The following is a 22,924-nucleotide window of genomic DNA, read 5'->3' as shown; positions in this document are numbered from 1 at the left end:
GGAAGAGGGGAACCGTGACCGACGTCGTACCCGTGCCCGTACGGCAGCTCGACCCGGAGCTGCCGCTGCCGGCGTACGCCCATCCCGGTGACGCCGGGGCCGACCTGGTGGCGGCCGCGGACGTCGAGCTGCCACCCGGCGGTCGGGCCCTGGTCCCGACCGGGGTGGCGATCGCGTTGCCCGAGGGGTACGTGGGCCTGGTCCACCCCCGATCGGGGCTCGCGGCCAGACTCGGCGTGACGGTGCTCAACGCGCCCGGTACGGTCGACGCCGGCTATCGGGGTGAGATCCTGGTCAACCTGATCAATCATGATCGGGAGGCGCCGGCGAAGATCTCCCGTGGCGATCGGATCGCCCAGCTCGTTGTCCAGCGGGTGGCGCGGGCCGATTTCCAGCCGGTGGCCGAGCTGCCCACGTCCCGGCGCGGGACCGGCGGGCACGGCTCCACCGGCGGACACGCCGGCCTGGTGCCGTCCCCGGCGGCCCTCCGGGCGCCGGGCGGGCCGGCCGGGCGGCCGGACGAGCGGGACCGGGCAGGCGGACGGACGGAAGAGGTGGCAGGGTGAGTGCGAACAGCGGAGGGTTGGCGCAGTGATCTTCTCCCGTAAGCGGGACGATGCCCGACGGAACGCCCGTGACGAGCGGACGACCGAGGTCCTCGACTCCACCGAGTCGGCCCCGGCGGCCCTGGCACGCGGCCCGTACGACGTCTCGGAGGCGCCCGCCGGGGTGCAGCGGCTCGACCTGGGCAGCCTGCAGATCCCCGCGGTGCGCGACGTCGAGGTGCGGGTGCAGGCGGACCCGGAGGGCGTGATCCAGCAGGTCGTGCTGGTGCACGGCCAGAACGCGCTCCAGCTCGGCGTCTTCGCCGCGCCGCGCTCCGAGGGCATCTGGGACGAGGTGCGCGAGGAGATCCGCCAGTCGCTGTTCAACGACGGCGCGGCGGCCCAGGAGGTCGAGGGCGAGTACGGCACCGAGCTGCACGCCCGGGTGCGCACCCAGGACGGGATCACCGACCTGCGGTTCGTCGGCATCGACGGGCCGCGCTGGATGGTCCGCGGCGTCTACCAGGGCGAGGCGGCGACCAACCCGGCCGCCGCCGGCCCGCTCGCCGAGTGCCTCGACGGCCTGGTGGTCGACCGGGGGCAGGAGGCGAAGCCGGTGCGCGAGCCGCTGCCGCTGCGGCTGCCCCGCGACGTCGCCGACCAGGCCGGTGCCGGGGCGCCGGCCGGCGGCAACCCCGCTCCGGGGCCGCGCGAGGCCTGACCGCCCGTCACCGGCGCCGCCAGGACCGGGCCCGTCGGCGTACGCTGGCGGCACGGTCCCGGCGTCGCCGGGTGCCGGGCCCGTGCCGGCAGCGCCGGCCAGCGTGGAGAGGGTGACGCGGAGGTCATGTCGACCGACGAGGACCGGGGCTCGCTGCGCCGCATGCTGCGACGGCTCACCGCGAGCGAGGCGGAGATCGAGGCGCAGGAGCTGCGCCGGGAGTGCGCCGAGCACGGCGGTGTGCCGGTCGGGGAGTGCCTGCGTGGCCAGGTGGTGTCGGTCGCCGGCCGGCTCCGCACGGTGGTCTACACCCCGCGGACCAACCTGCCCACGCTGGAGGCGGACCTCTACGACGGCAGCGACGTGGTGACCCTGGTGTGGCTGGGCCGGCGGCACATCGCCGGCATCGAGCCGGGCCGGCACCTGACCGCCCGTGGGCGGGTGGCGGTGCGTGACGACCGCAAGGTGATCTACAACCCGTACTACGAGCTGGAACCGCCGAAGTGACCCGGTGGCCGCGGCGGACGGAAGGCGTGCGATGACGACGGGACAGCACCGGGCGGCGCAGCCGGAGAGCGGTCCGGAGGACGAGGAGCAGCTGCCGACCCTCGCCGAGCAGATGGCCGACCAACTCGGCGGCTGGCGGGGCCTGGTCGAGTCCAGCATCCCGGTGGTCGTCTTCGTGGTGGCCAACGTCGTCGGTGAGCTGCGGCCCGCCGTGATCGCCTCGGTGGCGGTGGCGCTGGTGATCGCCGGGCTCCGGCTGGCCCAGCGGCGGCCCGTCCGGCACGCGGTCAACGGCTTGTTCGGCGTCGCCATCGGCGCCGCGATCGCCTGGCGCACCGGCGACGAACGCGACTTCTACCTCCCCGGCATCCTCTACGGCATCGGCTACGGGCTGGCCCTGCTGGTCTCGGCGGCCGTCCGGCAGCCCCTGGTGGGGTGGATCTGGTCGGTGCTGGTGGCCAAGGGGCGCTCCGAGTGGCGCGACGACCCGCGCCTGGTGCGGACGTTCACCGGGCTGACCGTGCTCTGGGGCGTCGTCTGGCTGGCCAAGGTCGGCGTGCAGGCGGCGCTCTACCTCGCCGCCCGCCACTTCGACGACGCCGGCAACGAGGCCGCCGCGGCCAACATGGAGACGGCGCTCGGCGTCGCCCGGCTGGCGCTCGGCTACCCGCCGTACGCGTTGCTGCTGCTCATCACGGTCTGGACGGTCCGCCGGGTGACCCGGGAGCCCCGGCCCGCCCCGCTGCCCGGCTGACGGGCGCGCTCGGTCCGCACCCGCACCCCCGCCAGGCGGCACGGCGGCGCGGCGGCCGAGTGCGGCGGGCGACGGCCGGGCGCGGCACGGTGGCCCGGGTGGAGGAGCCCCGCGAGCGGGTGCTCGCCGCCGCGCCGTCAGCGCTGCTCGCGGGTCCGCTCCACGCTGTCCGGCCCGAGCACCACCGCGCGGACCGCGTCCTCGACCTCGGCGGTGCAGACGAAGATCAGCTCGTCGCCGGCCTCCAGCGGGTCGTCCGGGCTGGGCACCAGCACCCGCTTGCCGCGCAGGATCGCCACCAGCGCGGAGTCGCGCGGCAGCGGCACCGCGTGCAGCGGCTGCCCGACGTACGGCGCGGTCGGCGGCAGGGTGATCTCGACGAGGTTCGCCTCGCCCTGCCGGAAGGTCATCAGCCGGACCAGGTCGCCGACGGTGACCGCCTCCTCGACCAGGGCGGCCATCACCCGCGGCTTGCTCACCGCGACGTCGACGCCCCACTGCTCGGTGAAGAGCCACTCGTTCTCGGCCCGGTTCACCCGGGCCACCACCCGGGGCACCGCGAACTCGGTCTTGGCCAGCAGCGAGACCACCAGGTTGACCTTGTCGTCCCCGGTGGCCGCGACCACCACGTCGCAGCCGGCGACGTTGGCCTCCTCCAGGCTGGTCAGCTCGCACGCGTCGGCCAGCACCCACTCGGCGGCGGGCACCCGGTCGGGCCGGAGCATCTTGGGCTGGCGCTCGATCAACATCACCTGGTGGCCGTTGTCGATCAGCTCCTGGGCGATCGAGCGGCCCACGTTGCCGGCGCCGGCGATGGCGATGCGCATGGCTCAGAGCCCTCCTTCCGGCGGCGCCGCCGCCACCGACGTGACCGTCCCGGCGATGTCGTCGGTGACCAGCATGAAGAGCTGGTCACCCTCCTGGACGACGGTGGACACGGTCGGCAGCGTGCCGATGCCGAAGCGGATCAGGTACGCCACCCGGGCCCCCGTCGCCTCCTCCAGGGCGAGCACCGACCGGCCGATCCAGTCCTTGTGCACGGGCACCTCGACGATCGACACCGTGCTCGTCGGGTCGCGGAAGATCTCCACGTTCCCCTCGGGCACCAGGTGCCGCAGCATCCGGTCGGCGGTCCACCGGACCGTGGCCACGGTGGGGATGCCGAGCCGCTCGTAGACCTGCGCCCGGCGCTGGTCGTAGATCCGGGCCGCGACCCGGGAGACGCCGAACGTCTCGCGGGCCAGCCGGGCCGAGATGATGTTGGAGTTGTCGCCGCTGGAGACCGCCGCGAAGGCGTCCGCGCGCTCGATGCCGGCCTGCCGGAGCACCTCGCCGTCGAAACCGGCGCCGGTGACGGTGATCCCGGCGAACTCGGGGCCGAGCCGGCGGAAGGCGTCGGAGTCCTGGTCGATGACCGCGACCGAGTGGCCCCGGGACTCCAGGCTGTGGGCGAGGGTCGAGCCGACCCGGCCACAACCCATGATCACGACATGCACCGCGTCCCTCCTCAAGGTGCGCAACCGCCCGACCGGGTGAGCGTGTCGTCTGCGAGCCTGCCACGTTCCCGGCGGGGGCGGGGACCGACGGTACTCCGCCGGTTCACCGCCCCGTGCTCGGCCACCCCGCGCCGCCCGCCCGGGTCGTCGTACTCTTGGCGGTTGTGGCCAGACCCACCTCGCTGCTGAAGCGGTTGCTCCTCGGTCGACCGTTCCGGTCCGACCGGCTCAAGCACACGCTGCTGCCCAAGCGCATCGCGCTGCCCGTCTTCGCGTCCGACGCGCTCTCCAGCGTCGCGTACGCGCCGGACGAGATCCTGCTGACCCTCTCCATCGCCGGCGCCTCGGCGTACCTCTTCTCGCCGTGGATCGCCCTGGCCGTCGTGGTGGTGATGCTCACCGTCGTCGCCAGCTACCGGCAGAACGTGCACGCCTACCCCTCCGGCGGCGGCGACTACGAGGTGGCCACGGTGAACCTCGGCCCCCGAGCGGGCGTCGCGGTGGCCAGCGCGCTGCTGGTCGACTACGTGCTCACGGTCGCCGTCTCGGTCTCCTCCGGGGTGGCCAACCTGGGCTCGGTGGTGCCGTTCGTGGCCACCCACAAGGTGCTGATCGCGGTCACCGCGGTGGTGCTGCTCACCGCGGTCAACCTGCGCGGCCTGCGGGAGTCCGGCACGGCCTTCGCGATCCCCACCTACGGCTTCATCATCGTGATGGTCGGGATGCTGCTCACCGGGCTGGTCCGGGTCTTCGTGCTCGGTGACGACCTGCGGGCGCCCAGCGCCGGCCTGGAGATCCAGGCCGAGCACAGCGTCACCGGCTTCGCCCTGGTCTTCCTGCTGCTGCGCACCTTCTCCTCGGGCTGCGCGGCGCTGACCGGCGTGGAGGCGATCTCCAACGGGGTGCCGGCGTTCAAGGCGCCCAAGAGCCGCAACGCGGCCACCACGCTGCTGCTGCTCGGCACCATCTCGGTGGCGATGCTGGTCGGCATCATCTGGCTGTCCAAGCTCACCGGCCTGCAGTTCGTCGAGGACCCGGAGCTGCAGATCGTCTCCGGCCCCGAGGGGTACGTGCAGAAGACCGTCACCGCCCAGCTCGGGGAGACGGTCTTCGGCTCCGGCTCGGTGCTGCTCTTCGTGGTCGCCGGGGTCACCGCGCTGATCCTCTTCCTGGCCGCGAACACCGCGTTCAACGGCTTCCCGGTGCTCGGCTCGATCCTCGCCCAGGACCGCTACCTGCCCCGGCAGCTGCACACCCGCGGCGACCGGCTGGCCTTCTCCAACGGCATCCTCTTCCTGGCCGTCGCCGCGATCGTGCTGATCGTCGGCTTCCAGGCCGAGGTGACCCGGCTCATCCAGCTCTACATCGTCGGCGTGTTCGTCTCCTTCACCCTCTCCCAGGCCGGCATGATCCGGCACTGGAACCGGCACCTGCGGACCGTGCGGGACCCGCAGGCGCGCCGGCGGATGCTCCGGTCCCGGGCGATCAACGCCTTCGGCATGGCGATGACCGGCACCGTGCTGGTCATCGTGCTGGTCACGAAGTTCCTGCTCGGCGCGTGGATCGCCATCGCCGCCATGGCGATGATCTACGTGCTGATGCTGGCCATCCGCCGGCACTACGACCGGGTCGCCACGGAGCTGACCCCGCCGGACGAGGGCCGCGCCGTGCTGCCCGCCCGCAACCACGCCGTCGTGCTGGTCAGCAAGCTGCACAAGCCGACGCTGCGGGCGATCGCGTACGCCCGGGCCACCCGGCCGGACACGCTGACCGCGGTGACCGTCAACGTCGACGACAAGGACACCCGGGAACTGCAGGCGGAGTGGGAGCGGCGGGACCTGCCCGTCCCGCTGACCGTGGTCGACTCGCCGTACCGGGAGATCACCCGCCCGATCCTGGACTTCGTGGCCGGCGTCCGCCGCGAGTCGCCCCGCGACGTGGTCACGGTCTTCATCCCGGAGTACGTGGTCGGGCGCTGGTGGGAGAACCTGCTGCACAACCAGAGCGCACTGCGCCTCAAGGGCCGGCTGCTGTTCGAGCCGGGCGTGATGGTGACCAGCGTGCCGTGGCAGCTCGCCTCGACGGCGAGCAAGGACCTGGACCGGCTGGACGCCACGCTGAGCCGGGGACCGGCCCGCGGGCCCCGGGTGGCGCCACGCGGCACCCTGCCGCCGAGCGTCCCGCCGGTCGTGTCCGCGCCGCCCGGCGAGGGCGGCCCGAGCGGTGGGGGTGAGCGGTGACCGGGGCGCGGGACGGCCGGGGGCTGGAGGAGGCCGAGCGGGTCGAGTTGACCGTCGGGGCGGTCGCCCCGGGCGGGCACTGCGTCGCGCGGGTGGACGGACAGGTGGTCTTCGTCCGGCACGCGCTGCCCGGCGAGCGGGTGGTCGCCGAGGTCACCGAGGTGCACAAGGGGTTCGTCCGGGCCGACGCGGTGACCGTGCTCGAGGCCGCCCCGGACCGGGTCGAGCCGCCCTGCCCGTACGCGAAGCCGGGTCGGTGCGGCGGCTGCGACCTGCAGCACGTCGCCCCGGCCGCCCAGCTCGGCTGGAAGGCCGCGGTGGTGCGCGAGCAGCTCACCCGCCTGGGCGGGCTGACCGACGCGGAGGTGGACGCCCTGGGCGTCCGGGTGGAGGCGCTGCCCGGCGGGCCGCTCGGCTGGCGCTCCCGCGTCCGGTACGCCGTCGACGCCGCGGGCCGGGCCGGGCTGCTCAAGCACCGCTCGCACGAGGTGGTGCCGATCGACCGCTGCCTGATCGCCCACCCGGCGATCCAGGAGCTGCCCGTGCTGGCCCCGAGCGGAGCGCGCTGGCCGGCGGCGGACGGGGTCGAGACGGTGGCCTCCACCGGCGGGGACGTGGCGGTGACCGCCGTCGCCGAGGGGGCGCCGCGCCCGGTGCGCGGGCCGGAGCGGGTCCGCGAGGTCGCCGCCGGCCGGGAGTGGGTCCTGCCCGCGTCGTCGTTCTGGCAGGTCCACCCGGCCGCCGCCGACACCCTGGTCGACGCCGTGCTGGAGCTGGCCGACCCGCGCCCGGGGGAGAGCGCCTGGGACCTCTACGGCGGGGCGGGGCTCTTCGCCGCCGCGCTGGCCGGCCGGGTCGGCGACGCCGGCCGGGTCACCCTCGTGGAGTCGGCCGAGCAGGGCGTCGCCGCGGCGAGGGAGAACCTGCGCGACCTGCCCCGGGTCGAGATCGTCCCGGCTCGGGTGGAGGCCGCGCTCGCCCGCCGCCGGGTCACCGGCCCGGTCGACGTGGTGGTGCTGGACCCGCCGCGTTCCGGCACCGGCGCCCGGGTGGTGCGGGACGTCGTCGCCGCGGGTCCGCGCGCGGTCGCGTACGTGGCCTGCGACCCGGCCGCCTTCGCCCGGGACGTGCGCACCTTCGCCGGGGCGGGGTGGCGGCTGGCCGCGCTGCGCGGCTTCGACCTGTTCCCGATGACCCAGCACGTCGAGCTGGTGGGTCTGCTCCTGCCGCCCGGCTGAGCCGCCCGCTAGCCTGACCCGATGAAGATCGTCGGGTTGATGTCGGGTACCTCGTACGACGGGGTGGACGTGGCCGCCGCCGAGTTCACCGTCGAGGGCGACACGCTCTGGCTGCGCCCGCTCGGGCACCGGGGCCTCGACTACGACGACGCGCTGCGCGCCGAGATCGGGGCGCTGCTGCCGCCGCAGGCCACCACGATCGAGGCGGTCTGCCGGCTGGACAACCGCCTCGGCGAGGTCTTCGCCGAGGCGGCGGCGGTCGGCGTCGGGCTGGCCGGGGGCGGGGTCGACGCCGTGGTCTCGCCCGGGCAGACGGTCTTCCACTGGGTCGACGGCGGGCGGGCCCGGGGCACCCTGCAACTGGGCACGGTGGCGCGGGTGGCCGCCCGGGTCGGCGTACCCGTGCTGAGTGACCTGCGTTCGGCGGACGTCGCGGCCGGCGGGCAGGGCGCGCCGCTGGTCCCGGCGTTCGACGCGCTGCTGCTCGACCCTGCCGACGGCGCGGCCCCGCGCGCCGCGCTCAACCTGGGCGGCATCGCCAACCTCACCGTGGTCGCGCCGGGCGCGCCGGTGCTCGGGTACGACGTCGGGCCCGCCAACGCGCTGCTCGACGCGGCGGCCCGGCGCCTCCTGGGCCGGCCCTGCGACCTCGACGGCGCCCGGGCGGCGGCCGGCCGGGTGCACCCCGGCCTGCTCGACGCGCTGCTCGCCGAGCCGTACTACGCGGCGCCGCCGCCCAAGTCGACCGGCAAGGAGCTGTTCCACGCCGGCTACCTGGACGCGCGGCTGGCCGCCCTCGGCGAGCCGGTGCCCGCCGACGACGTGCTGGCCACCCTGACCGAGCTGACCGCCCGGGTGGTGGCCGCCGAGTGCGACCGGCACGGCGTCGCGGAGGTGGTGGCGGCCGGCGGCGGGGTGCGCAACCCCACCCTGATGGCGCGGCTGGCCGCGCTCGGGGCCGGGCGGTGGCGGCTGCGCACCACCGACGAACTGGGCGTCCCGGCGCAGGCCAAGGAGGCGTACGCCTTCGCGCTGCTGGGCTGGCTCTCCTGGCACGGGCTGCCCGGCGCGCTGCCCTCGGTGACCGGCGCCACCCGGGCAGCCGTGCTCGGCTCCTGGACCCCGTCCGGGCCGGCGGGCCGGCACACGCCGGCCGCCGCGCCCCGCCGGCTGCGGATCCGCCCCTGACGACGGCGGGCGGACCGGGGGCTCCGCCCGGCCGGGCGGAGCGGGCCGGGCGGATCCGCGGCTGACCGGGCGCTCAGCACCCCGACCGGGCGGCGATGATCCCGGCCAGGCTGCGGACTGTGCGGCGGCCGATAGACTCTTCCGTCATGAGTGTTGAAGAGGGCACGGTCCACCACGCCGGGCTGCTGGCCACCGTCCGGGGTCCGCAGGACGTCAAGCGGATGTCCGCCGAGGAGCTGGACATCCTCGCCGCCGAGATCCGTGACTTCCTGATCGCCAAGGTCTCCCGCACCGGCGGGCACGTCGGCCCCAACCTGGGCGTGGTCGAGCTGACGCTGGCCATGCACCGCGTCTTCGACTCGCCGCGCGACCGGCTCCTGTTCGACACCGGCCACCAGGCGTACGTGCACAAGATCCTCACCGGGCGGCAGGTCGGCTTCGACAAGCTGCGCCAGCGCGGCGGCCTCTCCGGCTACCCGAGCCAGGCCGAGAGCGAGCACGACCTGGTCGAGAACTCGCACGCCTCCACCGCCCTGTCCTACGCCGACGGGCTGGCCAAGGCGTACGCCCTGCGGGGCGAGCAGCGCAGCGTCGTCGCGGTGGTCGGCGACGGCGCGCTCACCGGCGGCATGTGCTGGGAGGCGCTGAACAACATCGCGACCGCCGGCAACCCGCTCGTCATCGTGGTCAACGACAACGGCCGGTCGTACGCGCCGACCATCGGCGGGCTCGCCGACCACCTCTCCTCGCTGCGGCTCAACCCCGGCTACGAGAAGGTCCTCGACACCGTCAAGGACGCGCTCGGTTCGACGCCGCTGGTCGGCAAGCCGATGTACGAGGTGCTGCACGCGGTCAAGAAGGGCATCAAGGACGCGGTCGCCCCGCAGGCGATGTTCGAGGACCTCGGCATCAAGTACGTCGGCCCGGTCGACGGCCACGACGTGGTGGCGGTCGAGTCGGCGCTGCGCGCGGCGAAGCACTTCGGCGGCCCGGTGATCGTGCACGCCGTCACCCGCAAGGGCTACGGCTACCGCCCGGCCGAGGAGGACGAGGCGGACTGCCTGCACGGCCCGGGTGCTTTCGACGCCGAGACCGGCAAGTCGCTCGCCGGGCCCTCGGTGAAGTGGACCCACGTCTTCGCCGACGAGCTGGTCGCGATCGCCGACGAGCGGCCCGACGTGGTGGGCATCACGGCCGCGATGGCCGAGCCGACCGGCATCGCCAAGCTGGCCCGCAAGCACCCGAACCGGGTGTACGACGTGGGCATCGCCGAGCAGCACGCGGCCACCTCGGCCGCCGGCCTGGCGCTCGGCGGGCTGCACCCGGTGGTGGCGGTCTACGCGACCTTCCTCAACCGCGCCTTCGACCAGGTCCTGCTGGACGTGGCGATGCACAAGCTGCCGGTGACCTTCGTGCTGGACCGGGCCGGGATCACCGGCCCCGACGGGCCGAGCCACTACGGCATGTGGGACATGTCCGTCTTCGGGGTCGTGCCGGGCCTGCGGATCGCCGCGCCCCGCGACGCCGCCACCCTGCGCGAGGAGCTGCGCGAGGCGGTGGCCGTCGACGACGGCCCCACCATCGTCCGGTTCCCGACCGGCACCGTCGCCGCCGACCTGCCGGCGGTGCGCCGGGTCGGCACCGTCGACGTGCTGGCCGAGTCGGCGCGTACGGACGTGCTGCTGGTCGCGGTCGGCTCCTTCGGGCACCTCGGCATGGAGGTGGCCGCCCGCGTCGCCGAGCAGGGCTACGGCGTCACCGTGGTCGACCCGCGCTGGGTCCGGCCGGTCCCGGCCGAGCTGGTCGAGCTGGCCGCCGGGCACCGCCTCGTGGTCACCGTCGAGGACGGCGTGCGGGTCGGCGGCGTCGGCGACGCCCTCGCCCAGGCGATGCGGGACGCCGACATCCGGGTGCCGCTGCGCGACCTCGGCGTGCCGGCGGACTGGCACCCGCACGGCACCCGCGCGCAGATCCTCGCCGACCTCGGCCTGACCGCCCAGGACGTGGCCCGCGACGTCACCGGCTGGATCTCCCGGCTGGACGTCGAGCCGGTCGAGCCGGTCATCACCGCTGACGACGCGACCGCGCAGAACTGACGCACCGAACGCAGGCGGCGGGCGGCCCTTCCGGGCCACCCGCCGCCGTCGCGTCACCCCACGCACCAGCACACCCCGCCCGCCAGCCTCCCGAGCGCCGTCAATGGCCCGTTGTGCCCGGACAGGTGGGGCAGGGTGGGTCAGCGCCCGCCGAGGGAGCGGTAGTGTGTCTTCTCGGCGCTGGCCAGGCTGAACGTCTCCGATCGGGCCGGCATCGGCACGACGACCAGGCCGGGCCGGTCCACCAGGCGCGGGGTCTCCGGCGGCGTCGACAGCGAACTGTCCCGGGTGGACCGCCAGCTCAGCACCGCCAGCGGCTGCCCCGGCACCGGCAGCGCGTACGCCTGCAGGGGGCTGGACCGGTCGGCGGGGGAGAGCACCGGCGGGCCCCCGTCGGACGGGCGGTAGACCACGGCGGTCATCGTCCCGTCCGCGGTCTCCCAGCTGAGCTGCTCCAGCTCCGCCGGCTCGCCGCCGCCGAGGGCGACCTCGCCCAGGGTGCGGACCGCCAGCTTGGACATCGGCCAGGACGACGGCGTGGAGCGCGGGGCGTCCCGGTCGCCGATGCGGCGGGGGATGCTGCCGAACGGCCCCTCCTCGCCGGCGAGCACGCAGGTGTCGAGGCCCTTGAGGGCCCGCTTGCCGGAGCCGCTCTCGTCCCGCACGAGCGGATAGCGCGGGTCGGTGGTGCCGGTGCCCAGGTCGAGCAGCCGGTCGGCGGAGCGGCCCCGGGGCAGCGACTCGGTCGCCTTCAGCGTGGCGGTCACCCCGACGGCCCGGCAGGCCGGCACGTCCACCGGCTCGGTGAGGCCGTCGACGTTGCGCAGCGCGCGGCCGTCCGGCCCGAGCAGCCGCTCGACCCGGCTCGACGTCAGGTAGCGCCGGCCGGCGACGGTGTGCACGGGCAGCACGTCGGAGTAGACGAGGTAGCCGGGGTCGGTGTACTCGGCGGCGCGGGTGACCGCGTACCGGCCGCCGTCGGCGGTGACCTGGAGCAGCCAGGACGCGCTCTCGCCGGGCACGTCGGCGGCCACCAGCACCAGCGGCGCGCCGTCCACCTCGCCGGACCAGAGGATCCCGGAGGTGGGCAGGTGCACCCGGTCCTCGGCCGGCGACCGCCAGTCGCGGACCGCCCCGGTCACCGCCGCGGTCACGGTGGCGTCGCCCGCGAGCGCGCCGCGCGGCGGCCACACCGCCAGGTCGCCGTCGAGGCTGTCGTACCCGACCCGCAGGTCGCCCGGCTGCCGGTCGGCGACCGGACCGCAGGCTGTCGCGGTGAGCAGCAGAGTCAGCAGTGCGGTGGCCGTGATGCCGCGCCGGCGGACTGGAGCCACCTGTACGCCCCCTCGATCGCCTCAGCCGTGGTCTACGGAAAGCGCCATAGTACGAGATGTCCGATCACCCGGACGCGGCGCCTCGTCCGCCGACCGGCCGCAGGTCGCACGGCCGGCCGACACGCGCCACAGTGGACGCTGACGTGGTTTCAGGGCGAATGTCCCGCTCGGGTAGACTCCGCCGACTGTGACGCCTGCCGAGACCCGCGCCGAATCCTCGCCGGAATCCGACGCCGCCGCGGCCTCCGCGTCCGACCCCGCCGCCGGGCCCGACGGCGGCGACGCCGGTGACCGTACGTCGAACGGCGGCGCACCCGTCCCCGCCACCCGGGCCCGGGCGGAGGCCACCGGGCCGTCGGGCGCCGCTGCCGAGGTCGACGCCGTCGCCGGAACGCCGTCGAAGACCGTCGCCGGCACCTCGCCGGTGGCGGACGGCGGGGCCGGGGCACCGGCGGCGGACGGCGGGGCGGCCCCCGCCCGGCCGCGGCGCTGGGCCCGACGCCGGCAGGACCTCGTGGTCTTCGGCCTGTTCCTGCTCGCCGCGGTCTGGGTGACCAGCCAGATCTGGGTGGACCCGGCCGGCCGGGTGGCCTCGCTCTACAGCAGCGACCCGGCCCAGGTGCAGTTCTTCCTCGCCCACTCGGTACGCGTGGTGCTGCACGGCGAGTTCCCGTTCTTCACCGAGCAGTTCAACTATCCCGACGGGGTCAACCTGATGGCCAACACGGCCATCCTCGCGCTGGGCATCCCGATGGTGCCGGTGACCCTGCTCTTCGGCCCGGCCGTGACGTTCGTGGTGCTGGTCACCCTCGCCCTCGCCGGCACCGCCTCGGCCTGGTACTTCGTGCTCTCCCGGCACGTCGTGCGCAGCCCGCTGGCGGCGGCGGTCGGCGGCTGGTTCTGCGGGTTCTCGCCGGCGATGCTGTCGCACGCCAACTGGCACCCCAACATCATCTCCCAGTTCCTGCTGCCGTTCATCGTCTGGCGGGTGCTGGTCATCACCCGGTCCCGGCGGCCGTGGCGCGACGGTCTGGCGCTCGCCCTGCTGGTCACCGTCCAGGCGTTCATCAACGAGGAGATCCTGCTCTTCACGGCGTTGGCCTGCGGGGTGTTCCTGCTCGCCGTGCTCGCCCAGCGTCCGGCGCTCTGGTCGGCGGCGTGGCGGCCGCTGGCGAAGGCCCTGGCGACCTGCACCGTCGTCGCCGGGGCGCTGCTGGCGTACCCGCTCTACATCCAGTTCGCCGGGCCGATGGCGTACCACGGGCTGAGTGACGCGGTCCGCGACTACGGCAACGACATCGCCGCGTTCTTCGCCCCCGGCTCGCCGACGCTCGGCGGCAACGAGCGCGCGAACGTCAACCTCGCCCCGAACTACTCGGAGGAGAACGCCTTCTTCGGCTGGAGCCTCTCCCTGATCGCCGTCGGCATCGTGGCCTGGCTGCGGCGGGAGCTGCTGGTCCGGGCGCTCGCCGTGACCGGGGTCTTCTTCGCCGTGCTCTCGCTCGGCGAGCGGGTGTCCTGGTGGGACCGCGAGCTGGTCACCGGGCCGTGGGAGTGGCTGGTCCGGCTGCCGCTGCTCGACGCGGTGGTGCCGACCCGGTTCGGCCTCATCACCGGCGTGGTGGTCGGCATCCTGCTGGCGCTGGCCGTCGAGCGCTCCCGGGCGCTGCCGGTCGAGCCGCGGACGCTGCGTACGCTCACCGTCGCCGGGCTCGTCCTCGCGCTGCTGCCGATCGCGCCGATGCCGCTGAAGGTCACCTCGCGCCCGCCGGTGCCGGACTTCATCACCGCCGACCGGTGGCGCGGCTACGTCGGGCCGGACCAGACCCTGGTGCCGATCCCGGTGCCGAACATGGGCCACACCCACGGAATGCGCTGGGCCGCGTCCACCAACCTCGACTTCAAGATCCCCGGCGGCTACTTCCTGGCCCCGCGCAACGGCAACACCGGCGACCCCGGCCGCTTCGGTGGCCGGCCCAGCGGGGTGGGGCAGTTGCTGGAGGAGGTCGCGTCGACCGGCCGTACCCCCGAACTGGACGACCGGCAGCGCCGCCGGTCGCTCGACGAGCTGCGGCACTGGCGGGCGGCCATCCTGGTGCTCCCGGTCGACCAGCACCACGCCGAGCCGCTGCGGCGCACCGTCGAGCAGCTGGTCGGCCCCGGCCGCCGGGAGCTGGACGTCTGGGTGTGGGACGTCCGGGCGCTGACCGACCAGCCGGCCTGATGGCCGCCCCGGCGGCGACCGGCACCGTCGACGCGGCACCGGCCCGGCGCCCGCGCCGGCTGCCGGCCCGCGCCGCCGACGCGCTGGTCGTCGCCGGCTACCTCGCCCTGGCGGTGCTGCTGACCGTCGGCCAGTGGGGGCGGCCGGGGCGGCTGTTCCACCAGGCGGGGGACCAGATCCTCTTCGAGTGGATGCTGGCCCGCGCGGCCCGGGCCGTGACGGGCCTGGAGAACCCGCTGTACAGCTCGGCGCTGAACGCGCCGGACGGCGTGAACCTGATGGCCAACACGTCGGTGCTCGGCCTGGGCGTGCCGCTGACCCCGGTCACCCTGCTGTTCGGCTCGCAGGCGGCGTTCCTGGTGGCGGTGGTCGGCTGCCTCGCCGGCACCGCGACCGCCTGGTACGTCCTGCTGCGCCGCCGGCTGGTCGACTCCCGGGTGGCCGCGGCCGTCGGCGGCCTGTTCTGCGGCTTCGCCCCGGGCATGGTCGCGCAGGCCGGGGCGCACCTGCACATGGCCGCGCAGTTCCTGGTGCCGGCGATCCTGGCGCTGGTGTTCCACCCCGACCCGCGCCGGGCGGTGCGGCACGGGGCGCTGCTGGGGCTGCTGGTGGCGTACCAGGTCTTCCTCGGCGAGGAGGTGCTGGTCTTCCTGGTGCTGGCGGCCGGGACGTTCGCGCTCGCGTACGCGGCGGCCGACCGGTCGGCGGCCCGCCGGCTGGCGCCCGCGCTGCTCGTGCGGCTGGGGGTCGGCGTGACGGTCTCGCTGCCGCTGCTGGCGTACCCGCTGTGGTTCCAGTTCTTCGGCCCGGGCCACTACCGGGGGATGCCCTTCCACGCGTACGGCTACCAGCTCGACGCCGCGTCGTTCACCGCCTCCGCCCGGCAGACCGTGTTCGGCGACGACCACCTGCCGGGCCTGCTCGCGCCGAACCCGACCGAGGAGAACTCCTTCTTCGGGCCGGGGCTGCTGGTGCTCGCCGTGGTGATCGTGATCTGGCTGTGGCGCCGGCCGTCGGTCCGCGCGCTGGCCGTCTGCGGGGTGCTCTTCGCGCTGCTCTCCCTCGGCGCGCAGGTGCGCCTGGACGGCACGGCCACCGGCATCCCCGGCCCGTACCGGCTGGTCGCGGAGCTGCCGCTGCTCGACCTCGCGGTGCCGGCGCGCTTCCCGCTGGTCTGCATCCCGGTGCTGGGCATCCTGCTCGCACTCTCCCTGGACCGTCTCCGCGCCGCCGCAGGGGCCGAACCGCGGCCGGGCGGGGTGCCGGTGCGGCTGCTCTGGGGCGGGGCGGTGGCCGCCGCGCTGCTGCCGCTGCTCCCCACCCCGATCCGGACCGTGCCGGCCTGGCCGGTGCCGGCCTTCGTGGCCGAGGGCGGCTGGCGCGCGTACGTGCCGCCGGGCCGGACCCTGGTGCCGGTGCCGCCGGTGACCGGCGCCGGGGTCAGCCCGGCGATGCTCTGGTCGGCCCGCACCGGGCTGGCCTTCCCGACGCCGGGCGGCTACTTCATCGGCCCCCGGGCCGCCGACGACCCGGCCGCCCGCTGGGGCGCGCCGGATCGTCCCACGGCCGTGCTGCTGCGCCGGGCGGCGGAGACCGGCGAGGTGCCGGCGGTCACCGACGCCGACCGCCGGCGCGCGGTGGAGGACCTGCGCCACTGGCGCGCCGCCGTGGTGGTCCAGGGTGGACTGCACCACGGCGACCCGGTCCGGCGTACGGTCGAGGCGCTCCTCGGCCCCGGCCGCGAGGTCGCGGGCGCCTACGTCTGGGACGTGCGCCCGCTGGTGGGGTGACGGGTCAGCCGACCAGGGGACGCACGTCCCACAGCCAGACGTCGTCGACGCGCTGCGGCGGGCCGATCAGCGCGGTCATCAGCTCCCGGAGGACCGCCTCGCGCGGGTGCGCGCCGAGGACGACCACGGACGCCTTCCAGAAGCGCAGGTCCTCGACCGCCTGGCGGCGGTTCTCGTCGGTGAGCGGGGGCACCTCGCCGGAGTCCATCGTGGTGTAGACCAGGGTGCTGGTCGGCCGGTTCGGCGCGCCGAAGACGCCCTCGCCCAGCTCGTTCGGCCCGATGAAGTAGCCGCCGGGGATGGGGAACGCGTGCCGCGTCAGGGCGCTCCAGCGCAGCGTGGGCAGGCCGTGCACGTTGCTCGGGATCGGCACCGGCACCAGCGTCCGGCCCGCCGGCACGTACGGGCGCCAACCGCCGGCGGTGATGAAGTGCGGCGGGGGCTCGACGGGCTGCGCCGGCAGCGGGCGGGGGACGAGCGGCAGCACGGCGAGCGCGACGGCCGCGTACCCGACCGGCCGGCGCCACCGGCGGCGCGGCCTGACGCCACCGGTGGTGTCGTCGCCGACGCGGGGGGCCGGCACCGGCGGGCGGCCGTCGCGGGCCACCGCGTCCCAGGCCAGCGCGAGCAGCACGCCGACCGCCGCCCCCACCACCAGGGCCAGCCGGGTCGGCATCATCATCTCGACCAGCGGCAGGTCGTCGGGGATGTACGACCACGGGCCGTCCGTCTCGGTCTCCACCCCGTTCAGGCGCACCTTCGGGCCGATCGAGGCCACGGTGAAGACCACCACCAGCACCGCCACGATCCGGGCCGCGAGCGAGCGGCGGACCAGCAGCACCAGCGCCACCAGCGACAGCAGCACCAGCGGCCAGCCGAACCAGGTGTTCTGCTCGGTCAGCCCGATGGTCTTCTCCACCGCCTCGTCCCCGGCGACGGTGTCCCGGGCGAACGTGACGAAGGCCGCCAGGTCCTCGCCCCAGTTGTGGAACACCCCGCCCTGCAGGCCCCGGTAGGACTGCGGGCCGTTGAACTGGAACCAGATCGGGTAGGCCGTCAGCAGCAGGGCCAACCCGCCGCCCACGCCGAGCGCGGCGGCGAAGGTGCCGGCCACCGCCCGCGTCCGCGCCGGCCGCATCACGGCGTACGCGACCACGGCGACCAGGCAGGCCAGCGCGGTCAGCAGCAGCATCTCCTCGTTGATGAAGATCTGGTACGCCACCAGCAGCCCGAGCACGACGCCGTTGCGCCGCCACCGGCCGGGCTCGCCCAGCCGGAACACCCGCAGCACGATCAGCGGCAGCAGGAAGTTCGAGACGAAGTTGGGCTGGCCGTTGGCGTGGTGCACGATGCCGGGCGCGAAGCCGAGGAACGCGCCGCCGACGAAGGCCGCCGCCCGGGAGCGCACCAGGTGCCGCGACAGCACCCAGTACGACGTGCCGGCCGTCGCGGCCAGCGCGGCGCCCAGGTAGAGCGCGTACATGACCTGCGGGCCGAGGAGCATGGTCAGCGGCGCCAGCGGCAGCGTCACCCCGAGCAGCGAGGTGTTCGCCATCATGTTCACCCCGTCCGGGGCGTTCTGGCGGTCGGTGAACAGCGGGTTCTCCAGGTGCCGCACCGAGTACGCGCCGTGCGAGAAGAGCCACTCGAACCAACTGTGGTCGGTGGGCAGGTGCGACGACACCCGGTTCTGCACGTCCACCCAGTAGTTCAGGCACACGAGAACGCCGAGCAGGACATAGGCTCCGATGGCCAGTACGTCGGCGCGGGCCGGCCTCCGCCGGGGCCGCCGCGACGGCTCGGCCGCGACGGGCGCGGAGACGGAGTTCAGCGAGGGGTCTATCACCGGCACAGCCACGACGCGCCATCGTACAGGCGCGGATGCGTCGCTTTTGCCGGGCCGGTGCCTCCCCGGCCGGTTTGCCGGTCCATGCGGGAGTGTGACGGGGAGGACAGCACGTGACGGTCATCGACCTCGGTGAGCGGCGGGACGTCCCGCCGCCGGTCGACCCCGGGCCGGGCCGGGCGGTCCGCCGCTGGGCTCCCGCCCTGGTCGCCCTGCTCTGCCTGGCCGTGCTGACCGCCGCCGCGCCCCGGGCCGCGCCACCGCCCGGCGCCGTCATCCCGGCCCGCCCGGACGCCGACGTCGTCGTCGCGGGCGACCTGCTGCTGGTGGTGGACCGCACCGGGCCCGGCGTGGCGCCCGGCCCCGGCCCGGCGGGTGGCCGCCCATCGGCTGCCCTCGGGCCGTCCACTGTGGCAGCTGCCGCTGACCGGGCCGGTGAGTCCCTTCCCCGTCGTGCGCGTCGGCGACGTGGTGGCGCTCGGCATGCCGGAGGAGCCGGCGGGGCCGCAGGTCGTCGGGCTCGCCGCCGCCGACGGCGCGGTGCGCTGGCGCGTCGACGGGCAGTTGGACGGCGCCACGCCGGCCGGAAACCTGCTCGTGTGGGGGACCGCCGGCGCCGGGCCGGGGGCGTCGGTGCTGCGGTCGGTCGACGCCGCCACCGGTACGGTCCGCCGGACGCTGCGGCTGCCCCCGGGGGCCCTGCACTGGTCAACCGGGGACGGCCGGGTGACGCTGTTGACGGTGCTCGACGGCGGGCGGCTGGAGCTGCGCGACCCGGACTCGGGCGACGTCCTGCACGCGGCGGCCCTGCCCGCCGCGGCCGGGCCGCCCCAGGTGCTCGGGGTCACCGACGACCTGGTCCTGGTGTCCGAAGGGGCCGGTGTGCTCTCCGCCTACGACACGGCCGCCCTGCGCCGGCGGTGGAGCGCGCCGCGCGGCCCGTCCGCCCGGCCGTACGCCTTCGGGTGCGGCGTCGTCATCTGCGTCGGGGACGGCGGGCGCGGCTTGCGGCTGCTCGACCCCGCCACCGGCAGCGCCCGCTGGCGCGCCGACGACTGGCCGCTGCTGACTCCCGTGGGCGATCGGCTGCTGGCGGCTGGCTATCCGCGCGGCGGTGCGGCGGAACACGTGCTGCTCGACGCGGCGACCGGTCGCCCGGTGCGGGAGCTGGGCCGCTGGCAGTTGGGCGACCTGGCGCCGTGGGAGGACCGCGCAGTCCTGCACCGTCGGCAGCGGGACGGGCGGGTCCTGGTCGGCCGGCTCGACGAGCGGGGGGACGGCATCCGGGTGCTGGCGGCCCTGCACGGTGTGGTCGGGGCGTGCGGCGCGTACGGGTCGCTCGTCGTCTGCCGCCGGGAGGGCGGCGCGTACGGGGTCTGGGAGCTGCCCGGATGACCGGCGGGGAGGGGCGGGCATGACCCTGATCGACCTCGGCGAGCTACGCGACGAGCCGGACGGCGAGGCGCCGCTGCCCCGCCCGCCCCGCGCCGTCGGGCGGCCGCTGCGGATCGCGCTGGTGCTCGCGTTGCTCGTGGCCACCCTGGCGGGCGCCGCGCCGGCACCGGAGCGGGTCTCGGTCGTCGTGCCGGCCCGCGTCGGGTCCGAGGCGTTCCTCGACGGCGACCGGTTCTACGTGGTCGAACCGGCCGAGGGGGAGCCCGGGGGGACCGTCGAGGTGCGCGCCTACGCCCTGCCCGCCCGGACCCCCGCCGACGGGCGGGCGCCGGCTCCCCTGTGGCGCGCCCGCCTCCTCGCGCCGGGCCGGTTCTGGCAGGTGCAGACCGGGCCCGGGGTGGTGCTGTTCTCGGTCACCGGGGACCAGAGCCTCGGCCAGACGATCGCCCTCGACCCCGCCAGCGGCCGGGAGCGCTGGCGGCAGGCCGGCTACCACTGGGCGGACGTCGCCGGGACGCTGCTGATGCAGGACGCCGCCGCCCTGCGGTCCGTGGACCCGGCCTCCGGGCGGGCGCACTGGTCGGTGCCGACGCCGCCCGAGGGGGTGCGCTTCGGCGTCCGCGACGGGCTGGTCGAGCGGTTCGTGCTGGTCACGGCCGACGGGCGGGCGGAGGTGCGCGACCCCCGCTCGGGCGACCTGCTGCACGCGGCGGACCTGCGCCTCGACGGGCAGCCCTCGTTCGGTCAGCCGACGGTCATCGACGACCTGTTGCTGGTCGCTCGGGCCGGCGTGGTGACCGCGTACGGGCTGGACGGGCTGCGACCGCGGTGGGCGGCGCGCGTGCCGCTGGTCGAGCACGTCATCGACTGCGGCGAGTTGCTCTGCGCCGCCGGGCAGACCGGGGGGTTCCGTGCGCTCGACCCGGCCACCGGCGCGCTCCGCTGGACCGCGGAGGGTTGGCTGGGGGTGCTGTCCGGGCGGGACGGGCGGCTCCTGGCGCTCGCGCCGGGGTCGACCGGGGAGCGGTTCAGCGTGCTCGACGCGGCGACCGGTCGGCAGGTCGCCGACCTGGGCACGTGGCAGCTGATGCCGTGGCAGGACGGCGACCGGCTCCTCGCCGTGCGGCCGGCCGCGTCCGGCGGCGGACTGGTGGTCGGCGAGCTGGACGTCGTGGCCGGCCGGTCCCGGGTGGTCGACCTGCTCAGGGACGCCTCCGGGGACTGCCGGGGCGGCACGGAGGCCGTGCTGTGCCGGCTGCGCACCGGCGAGTACGGCGTCTGGCGGTTCGAGGGCTGAGCCCGGGCGCGCCGGATGGTCGTCCGGCCCACGCCGCCGGGTCACCCGTCGGGCTGCTTCGGGTGCCGGGTCACCAGTTGGGCTGGTCCGGCGCCGGGGGCAGCGGCACGCCGGGCGGCCGGAGCACGTACGCCACCCCGCCGCTGCCGGCCTGCCAGGCGGCCTCGAACCGGTCCCGGTCGACGGTCCGGCGCACCCCGTCGTCGTCCGGGGCGTACGGGTCGTTGAGCACCGGCGCGCCGGTGTCCGTGAAGCCCACCAGCACCAACAGGTGCCCGGCGGTGTCGTAGTCCAGGCCGGGCACCTGGCCGGCGGTGAACGCGGCGGAGACGATCAGCGGGATGCCGGCCGCCACGAACGCCTCCGCCTCGGCCAGCGAGCGCAGCCGGGTGACGAAGGCGTCCACCCCGTGCAGCCCGGCGTACGCGGTGTTGAACGGCCAGTTGCCGGCCCCGGCGTAGGCGTGGTCGTAGCAGTGCCGGGCGGCGTGCACCACCACCGGGCGGGGGCCGGCCGGGGTCACCCAGGCGTACCGGTCCGGGGCGGGGGCGGCGTCCCAGAAGGCGAGCACCATCGACGTGCAGGTGGGGCTGCACCAGGAGTCCCCGCCGCCGCCCCACTGCGGGTGCGCCCCGGCGTGCAGCCGCTGCGAGTAGCGCGGCACGTCGAGCACGGTGCCCCAGGCGGCCGGCGTCGTCCGGGCGGCACCGGGTGCGGCGGCCGGGGCCGGGGCGACTCCGGCGGGCCGGGCGTCCGCGCCGGACGGGGCCGCCACGGACGGTGGGCCCCCGGCCGCCGGCCGGGTCGCCGCGGCCTCCGCGCGCGGTGCGGAGGCGACGGCCCCGACCGTGCGCAGCACCGGCGTGCCGCCGGTCTCGCCGTCCGCCGGCCGGAGCAGGGTCACCCGGGCCTGCCAGCCGGTGACCGTCGCGCCCGTGACCAGCAGGGTGTCCGTGTCCACCCGGGCGTCGGCGTCGCGCTGCCCGGGGACGGAGGTGCGGCGGAACGTCTCGTCGTCGGCGGCCCAGTCGGCGAGGACGTACCAGCCGGTGGCCGGGGCGTCGTCGTGCCAGCCCCGCAGCTCCACCCGCAGCCAGCAGCCGCCCGGGGTCTGCCCGGTCCACGAGGGCACCACGTCGCGGACGGCGAAGCCGGCCGGCACCGGCGGCGAGGTCCAACTGCCCGCGACGTACCGGCGGGTGCGGCCGTCGGCGTCGGTGTGGTCGAGCCGGTCGACCGGGTCGGCCAGTTCGAGCCCTCCGGGGACGGCGCGCAGCCCGGCCAGGACGCCCCGGTCCGCGTCGTCCGGCAGACGGAAGCCCCGGTAGGCGACGTCCCGCCCGGCCGTCGGCGCCGCGTCGGTCATGCGTCTCCCCGTCCGTCGCGAAGGTTGATGCCGGAAGCATCGCGTACGACGAAGGTTTTCTGCAACGGTGGCCGGTCCGGACGGCGGGTGCGGCCCGGGTTGGCGGCCCGCACTAGGTTGTCGGGTGGTCAGGGCGCGAGGAGGCCGGGATGCGGGTACTGGTGGTCGAGGACGAGCGCAACCTCGCCGACGCGATCGTGCGGGGGCTGCGCAAGCGGGGCATGGCGGTGGACGTCGCCTACGACGGTGACAGCGGCCACGAGATGGCGTTCGTCACCCGCTACGACGTGGTGGTGCTGGACCGGGACCTGCCCGGCGTGCACGGCGACCAGATCTGCGCGGACCTGGCGGCCTCCGGCGCGCTCACCCGCGTGTTGATGCTGACCGCCAGCGGCACCGTCGCCGACCGCGTCGAGGGGTTGCAGCTCGGCGCCGACGACTACCTGCCCAAGCCGTTCGCCTTCGACGAACTGGTCGCCCGGGTGCAGGCGCTCGGCCGGCGGGCCACCCCGGCCGCGCCGCCGGTGCTGGAACTCGCCGATCTGGTGCTCGACCCGGCCCGCCGGGTCGCCACCCGGGGCGGGCAGCCGGTCGACCTGACCAACAAGGAGTTCGGCGTGCTCTGCGAGCTGCTCAAGGCGCGCGGCGCGGTGGTCTCCAGCGAGGAACTGCTGGAGCGGGTCTGGGACGCGAACACCGACCCGTTCACCACCATCGTCCGGGTCACCGTGATGACGCTGCGCAAGAAGCTGGGCGACCCTCCGCTGATCGAGACGGTGGTCGGGGCCGGCTACCGCACGGCGGAGGGGGCACGGTGAGCGCGAGGAGTGAGCCGGTTCTGCGAGCCCCGCAGTCGCGAACGAAGGTGGCACGGTGAGCGCGAGGAG

18 protein-coding genes are annotated in these 22,924 nt (G+C 75.7%); 13 read left to right on the top strand and 5 right to left on the bottom strand.

Features of this window, described 5'->3' with window-relative positions:
• Window positions 1–14: 14 nt before the first annotated feature.
• The 4 genes from dut to AB0L34_RS06210 all read left to right on the top strand — a co-directional run bounded on the left by dut (window position 15) and on the right by AB0L34_RS06210 (window position 2,527).
• Complete coding sequence (dut, locus tag AB0L34_RS06225) at window positions 15–566, top strand: dUTP diphosphatase (RefSeq protein ID WP_363702347.1); 552 nt, start codon at window positions 15–17, stop codon at window positions 564–566.
• A 25-nt stretch (window positions 567–591) separates the two neighbouring features.
• The gene (locus tag AB0L34_RS06220) at window positions 592–1,266 is read left to right on the top strand and encodes a DUF3710 domain-containing protein (protein ID WP_350710991.1); all 675 of its coding nucleotides are present in this window, start codon (window positions 592–594) and stop codon (window positions 1,264–1,266) included.
• 126 nt (window positions 1,267–1,392) lie between these two features.
• Complete coding sequence (locus tag AB0L34_RS06215; RefSeq protein ID WP_350710993.1) at window positions 1,393–1,773, top strand: OB-fold nucleic acid binding domain-containing protein; 381 nt, start codon at window positions 1,393–1,395, stop codon at window positions 1,771–1,773.
• A 31-nt stretch (window positions 1,774–1,804) separates the two neighbouring features.
• The gene (locus AB0L34_RS06210) at window positions 1,805–2,527 is read left to right on the top strand and encodes a DUF3159 domain-containing protein (RefSeq protein WP_363702346.1); all 723 of its coding nucleotides are present in this window, start codon (window positions 1,805–1,807) and stop codon (window positions 2,525–2,527) included.
• Window positions 2,528–2,664: 137 nt separating this feature from the next.
• On the opposite strand, the gene AB0L34_RS06205 is transcribed toward AB0L34_RS06210, so the two are convergent.
• Complete coding sequence (locus tag AB0L34_RS06205) at window positions 2,665–3,354, bottom strand: TrkA family potassium uptake protein (RefSeq protein ID WP_350681297.1); 690 nt, start codon at window positions 3,352–3,354, stop codon at window positions 2,665–2,667.
• A gap of 3 nt (window positions 3,355–3,357) precedes the next feature.
• Window positions 3,358–4,023: a TrkA family potassium uptake protein gene (locus tag AB0L34_RS06200; protein ID WP_350710997.1), complete on the bottom strand. Its 666-nt coding sequence runs from the start codon at window positions 4,021–4,023 to the stop codon at window positions 3,358–3,360.
• A gap of 164 nt (window positions 4,024–4,187) precedes the next feature.
• Between AB0L34_RS06200 and AB0L34_RS06195 the strand changes: the two genes are divergently transcribed.
• From AB0L34_RS06195 to dxs, 4 genes are all read left to right on the top strand, one after another.
• Window positions 4,188–6,263, top strand: a complete 2,076-nt coding sequence (locus tag AB0L34_RS06195; RefSeq protein ID WP_350710999.1) for an APC family permease — start codon at window positions 4,188–4,190, stop codon at window positions 6,261–6,263.
• The gene (locus AB0L34_RS06190) at window positions 6,260–7,501 is read left to right on the top strand and encodes a TRAM domain-containing protein (protein ID WP_363702345.1); all 1,242 of its coding nucleotides are present in this window, start codon (window positions 6,260–6,262) and stop codon (window positions 7,499–7,501) included. Before AB0L34_RS06195 ends, AB0L34_RS06190 begins: the two co-directional genes overlap by 4 nt.
• A 21-nt stretch (window positions 7,502–7,522) precedes the next feature.
• A complete protein-coding gene (locus AB0L34_RS06185; RefSeq protein WP_363702344.1) occupies window positions 7,523–8,689 on the top strand; it encodes an anhydro-N-acetylmuramic acid kinase in 1,167 nt (388 codons plus the stop codon).
• Between the two features lie 146 nt (window positions 8,690–8,835).
• Window positions 8,836–10,785 (top strand): 1-deoxy-D-xylulose-5-phosphate synthase, encoded by a 1,950-nt coding sequence (gene dxs / locus AB0L34_RS06180; protein ID WP_357453950.1) that lies wholly within the window; start codon window positions 8,836–8,838, stop codon window positions 10,783–10,785.
• Between the two features lie 140 nt (window positions 10,786–10,925).
• Here the strand turns inward: dxs and AB0L34_RS06175 are convergent, their stop codons facing one another.
• Window positions 10,926–12,119, bottom strand: a complete 1,194-nt coding sequence (locus AB0L34_RS06175; protein WP_363702343.1) for a hypothetical protein — start codon at window positions 12,117–12,119, stop codon at window positions 10,926–10,928.
• Between the two features lie 424 nt (window positions 12,120–12,543).
• On the opposite strand from AB0L34_RS06175, the gene AB0L34_RS06170 reads away from it, so the two are divergent.
• The gene (locus AB0L34_RS06170) at window positions 12,544–14,343 is read left to right on the top strand and encodes a hypothetical protein (protein ID WP_363702359.1); all 1,800 of its coding nucleotides are present in this window, start codon (window positions 12,544–12,546) and stop codon (window positions 14,341–14,343) included.
• A complete protein-coding gene (locus tag AB0L34_RS06165) occupies window positions 14,343–16,133 on the top strand; it encodes a hypothetical protein (protein WP_363702342.1) in 1,791 nt (596 codons plus the stop codon). The genes AB0L34_RS06170 and AB0L34_RS06165 overlap by 1 nt, the downstream gene beginning before the upstream one ends.
• A gap of 4 nt (window positions 16,134–16,137) precedes the next feature.
• Here the strand turns inward: AB0L34_RS06165 and AB0L34_RS06160 are convergent, their stop codons facing one another.
• Window positions 16,138–17,979, bottom strand: a complete 1,842-nt coding sequence (locus AB0L34_RS06160) for a hypothetical protein (RefSeq protein WP_363702357.1) — start codon at window positions 17,977–17,979, stop codon at window positions 16,138–16,140.
• Window positions 17,980–18,354: 375 nt separating this feature from the next.
• Here AB0L34_RS06160 and AB0L34_RS06155 point away from each other — a divergent pair, with 375 nt between their 5' ends.
• Both AB0L34_RS06155 and AB0L34_RS06150 read left to right on the top strand, forming a co-directional pair.
• Complete coding sequence (locus AB0L34_RS06155) at window positions 18,355–19,374, top strand: PQQ-binding-like beta-propeller repeat protein (RefSeq protein ID WP_363702341.1); 1,020 nt, start codon at window positions 18,355–18,357, stop codon at window positions 19,372–19,374.
• Window positions 19,375–19,393: 19 nt separating this feature from the next.
• Window positions 19,394–20,671 (top strand): PQQ-binding-like beta-propeller repeat protein, encoded by a 1,278-nt coding sequence (locus tag AB0L34_RS06150; protein ID WP_363702340.1) that lies wholly within the window; start codon window positions 19,394–19,396, stop codon window positions 20,669–20,671.
• A gap of 70 nt (window positions 20,672–20,741) precedes the next feature.
• On the opposite strand, the gene AB0L34_RS06145 is transcribed toward AB0L34_RS06150, so the two are convergent.
• Window positions 20,742–22,037, bottom strand: coding sequence for a peptidase C39 family protein (locus tag AB0L34_RS06145; RefSeq protein ID WP_363702338.1), 1,296 nt, complete (start codon window positions 22,035–22,037; stop codon window positions 20,742–20,744).
• Window positions 22,038–22,186: 149 nt separating this feature from the next.
• Between AB0L34_RS06145 and AB0L34_RS06140 the strand changes: the two genes are divergently transcribed.
• A complete protein-coding gene (locus tag AB0L34_RS06140) occupies window positions 22,187–22,855 on the top strand; it encodes a response regulator transcription factor (protein WP_357696546.1) in 669 nt (222 codons plus the stop codon).
• Window positions 22,856–22,924 lie beyond the last annotated feature (69 nt).

Origin of the sequence: Micromonospora sp. NPDC052213 (assembly GCF_040679695.1) — a bacterium.
Taxonomy (GTDB): Bacteria; Actinomycetota; Actinomycetes; order Mycobacteriales; family Micromonosporaceae; genus Micromonospora.
This window is presented reverse-complemented; position numbering and strand designations above follow the sequence as displayed.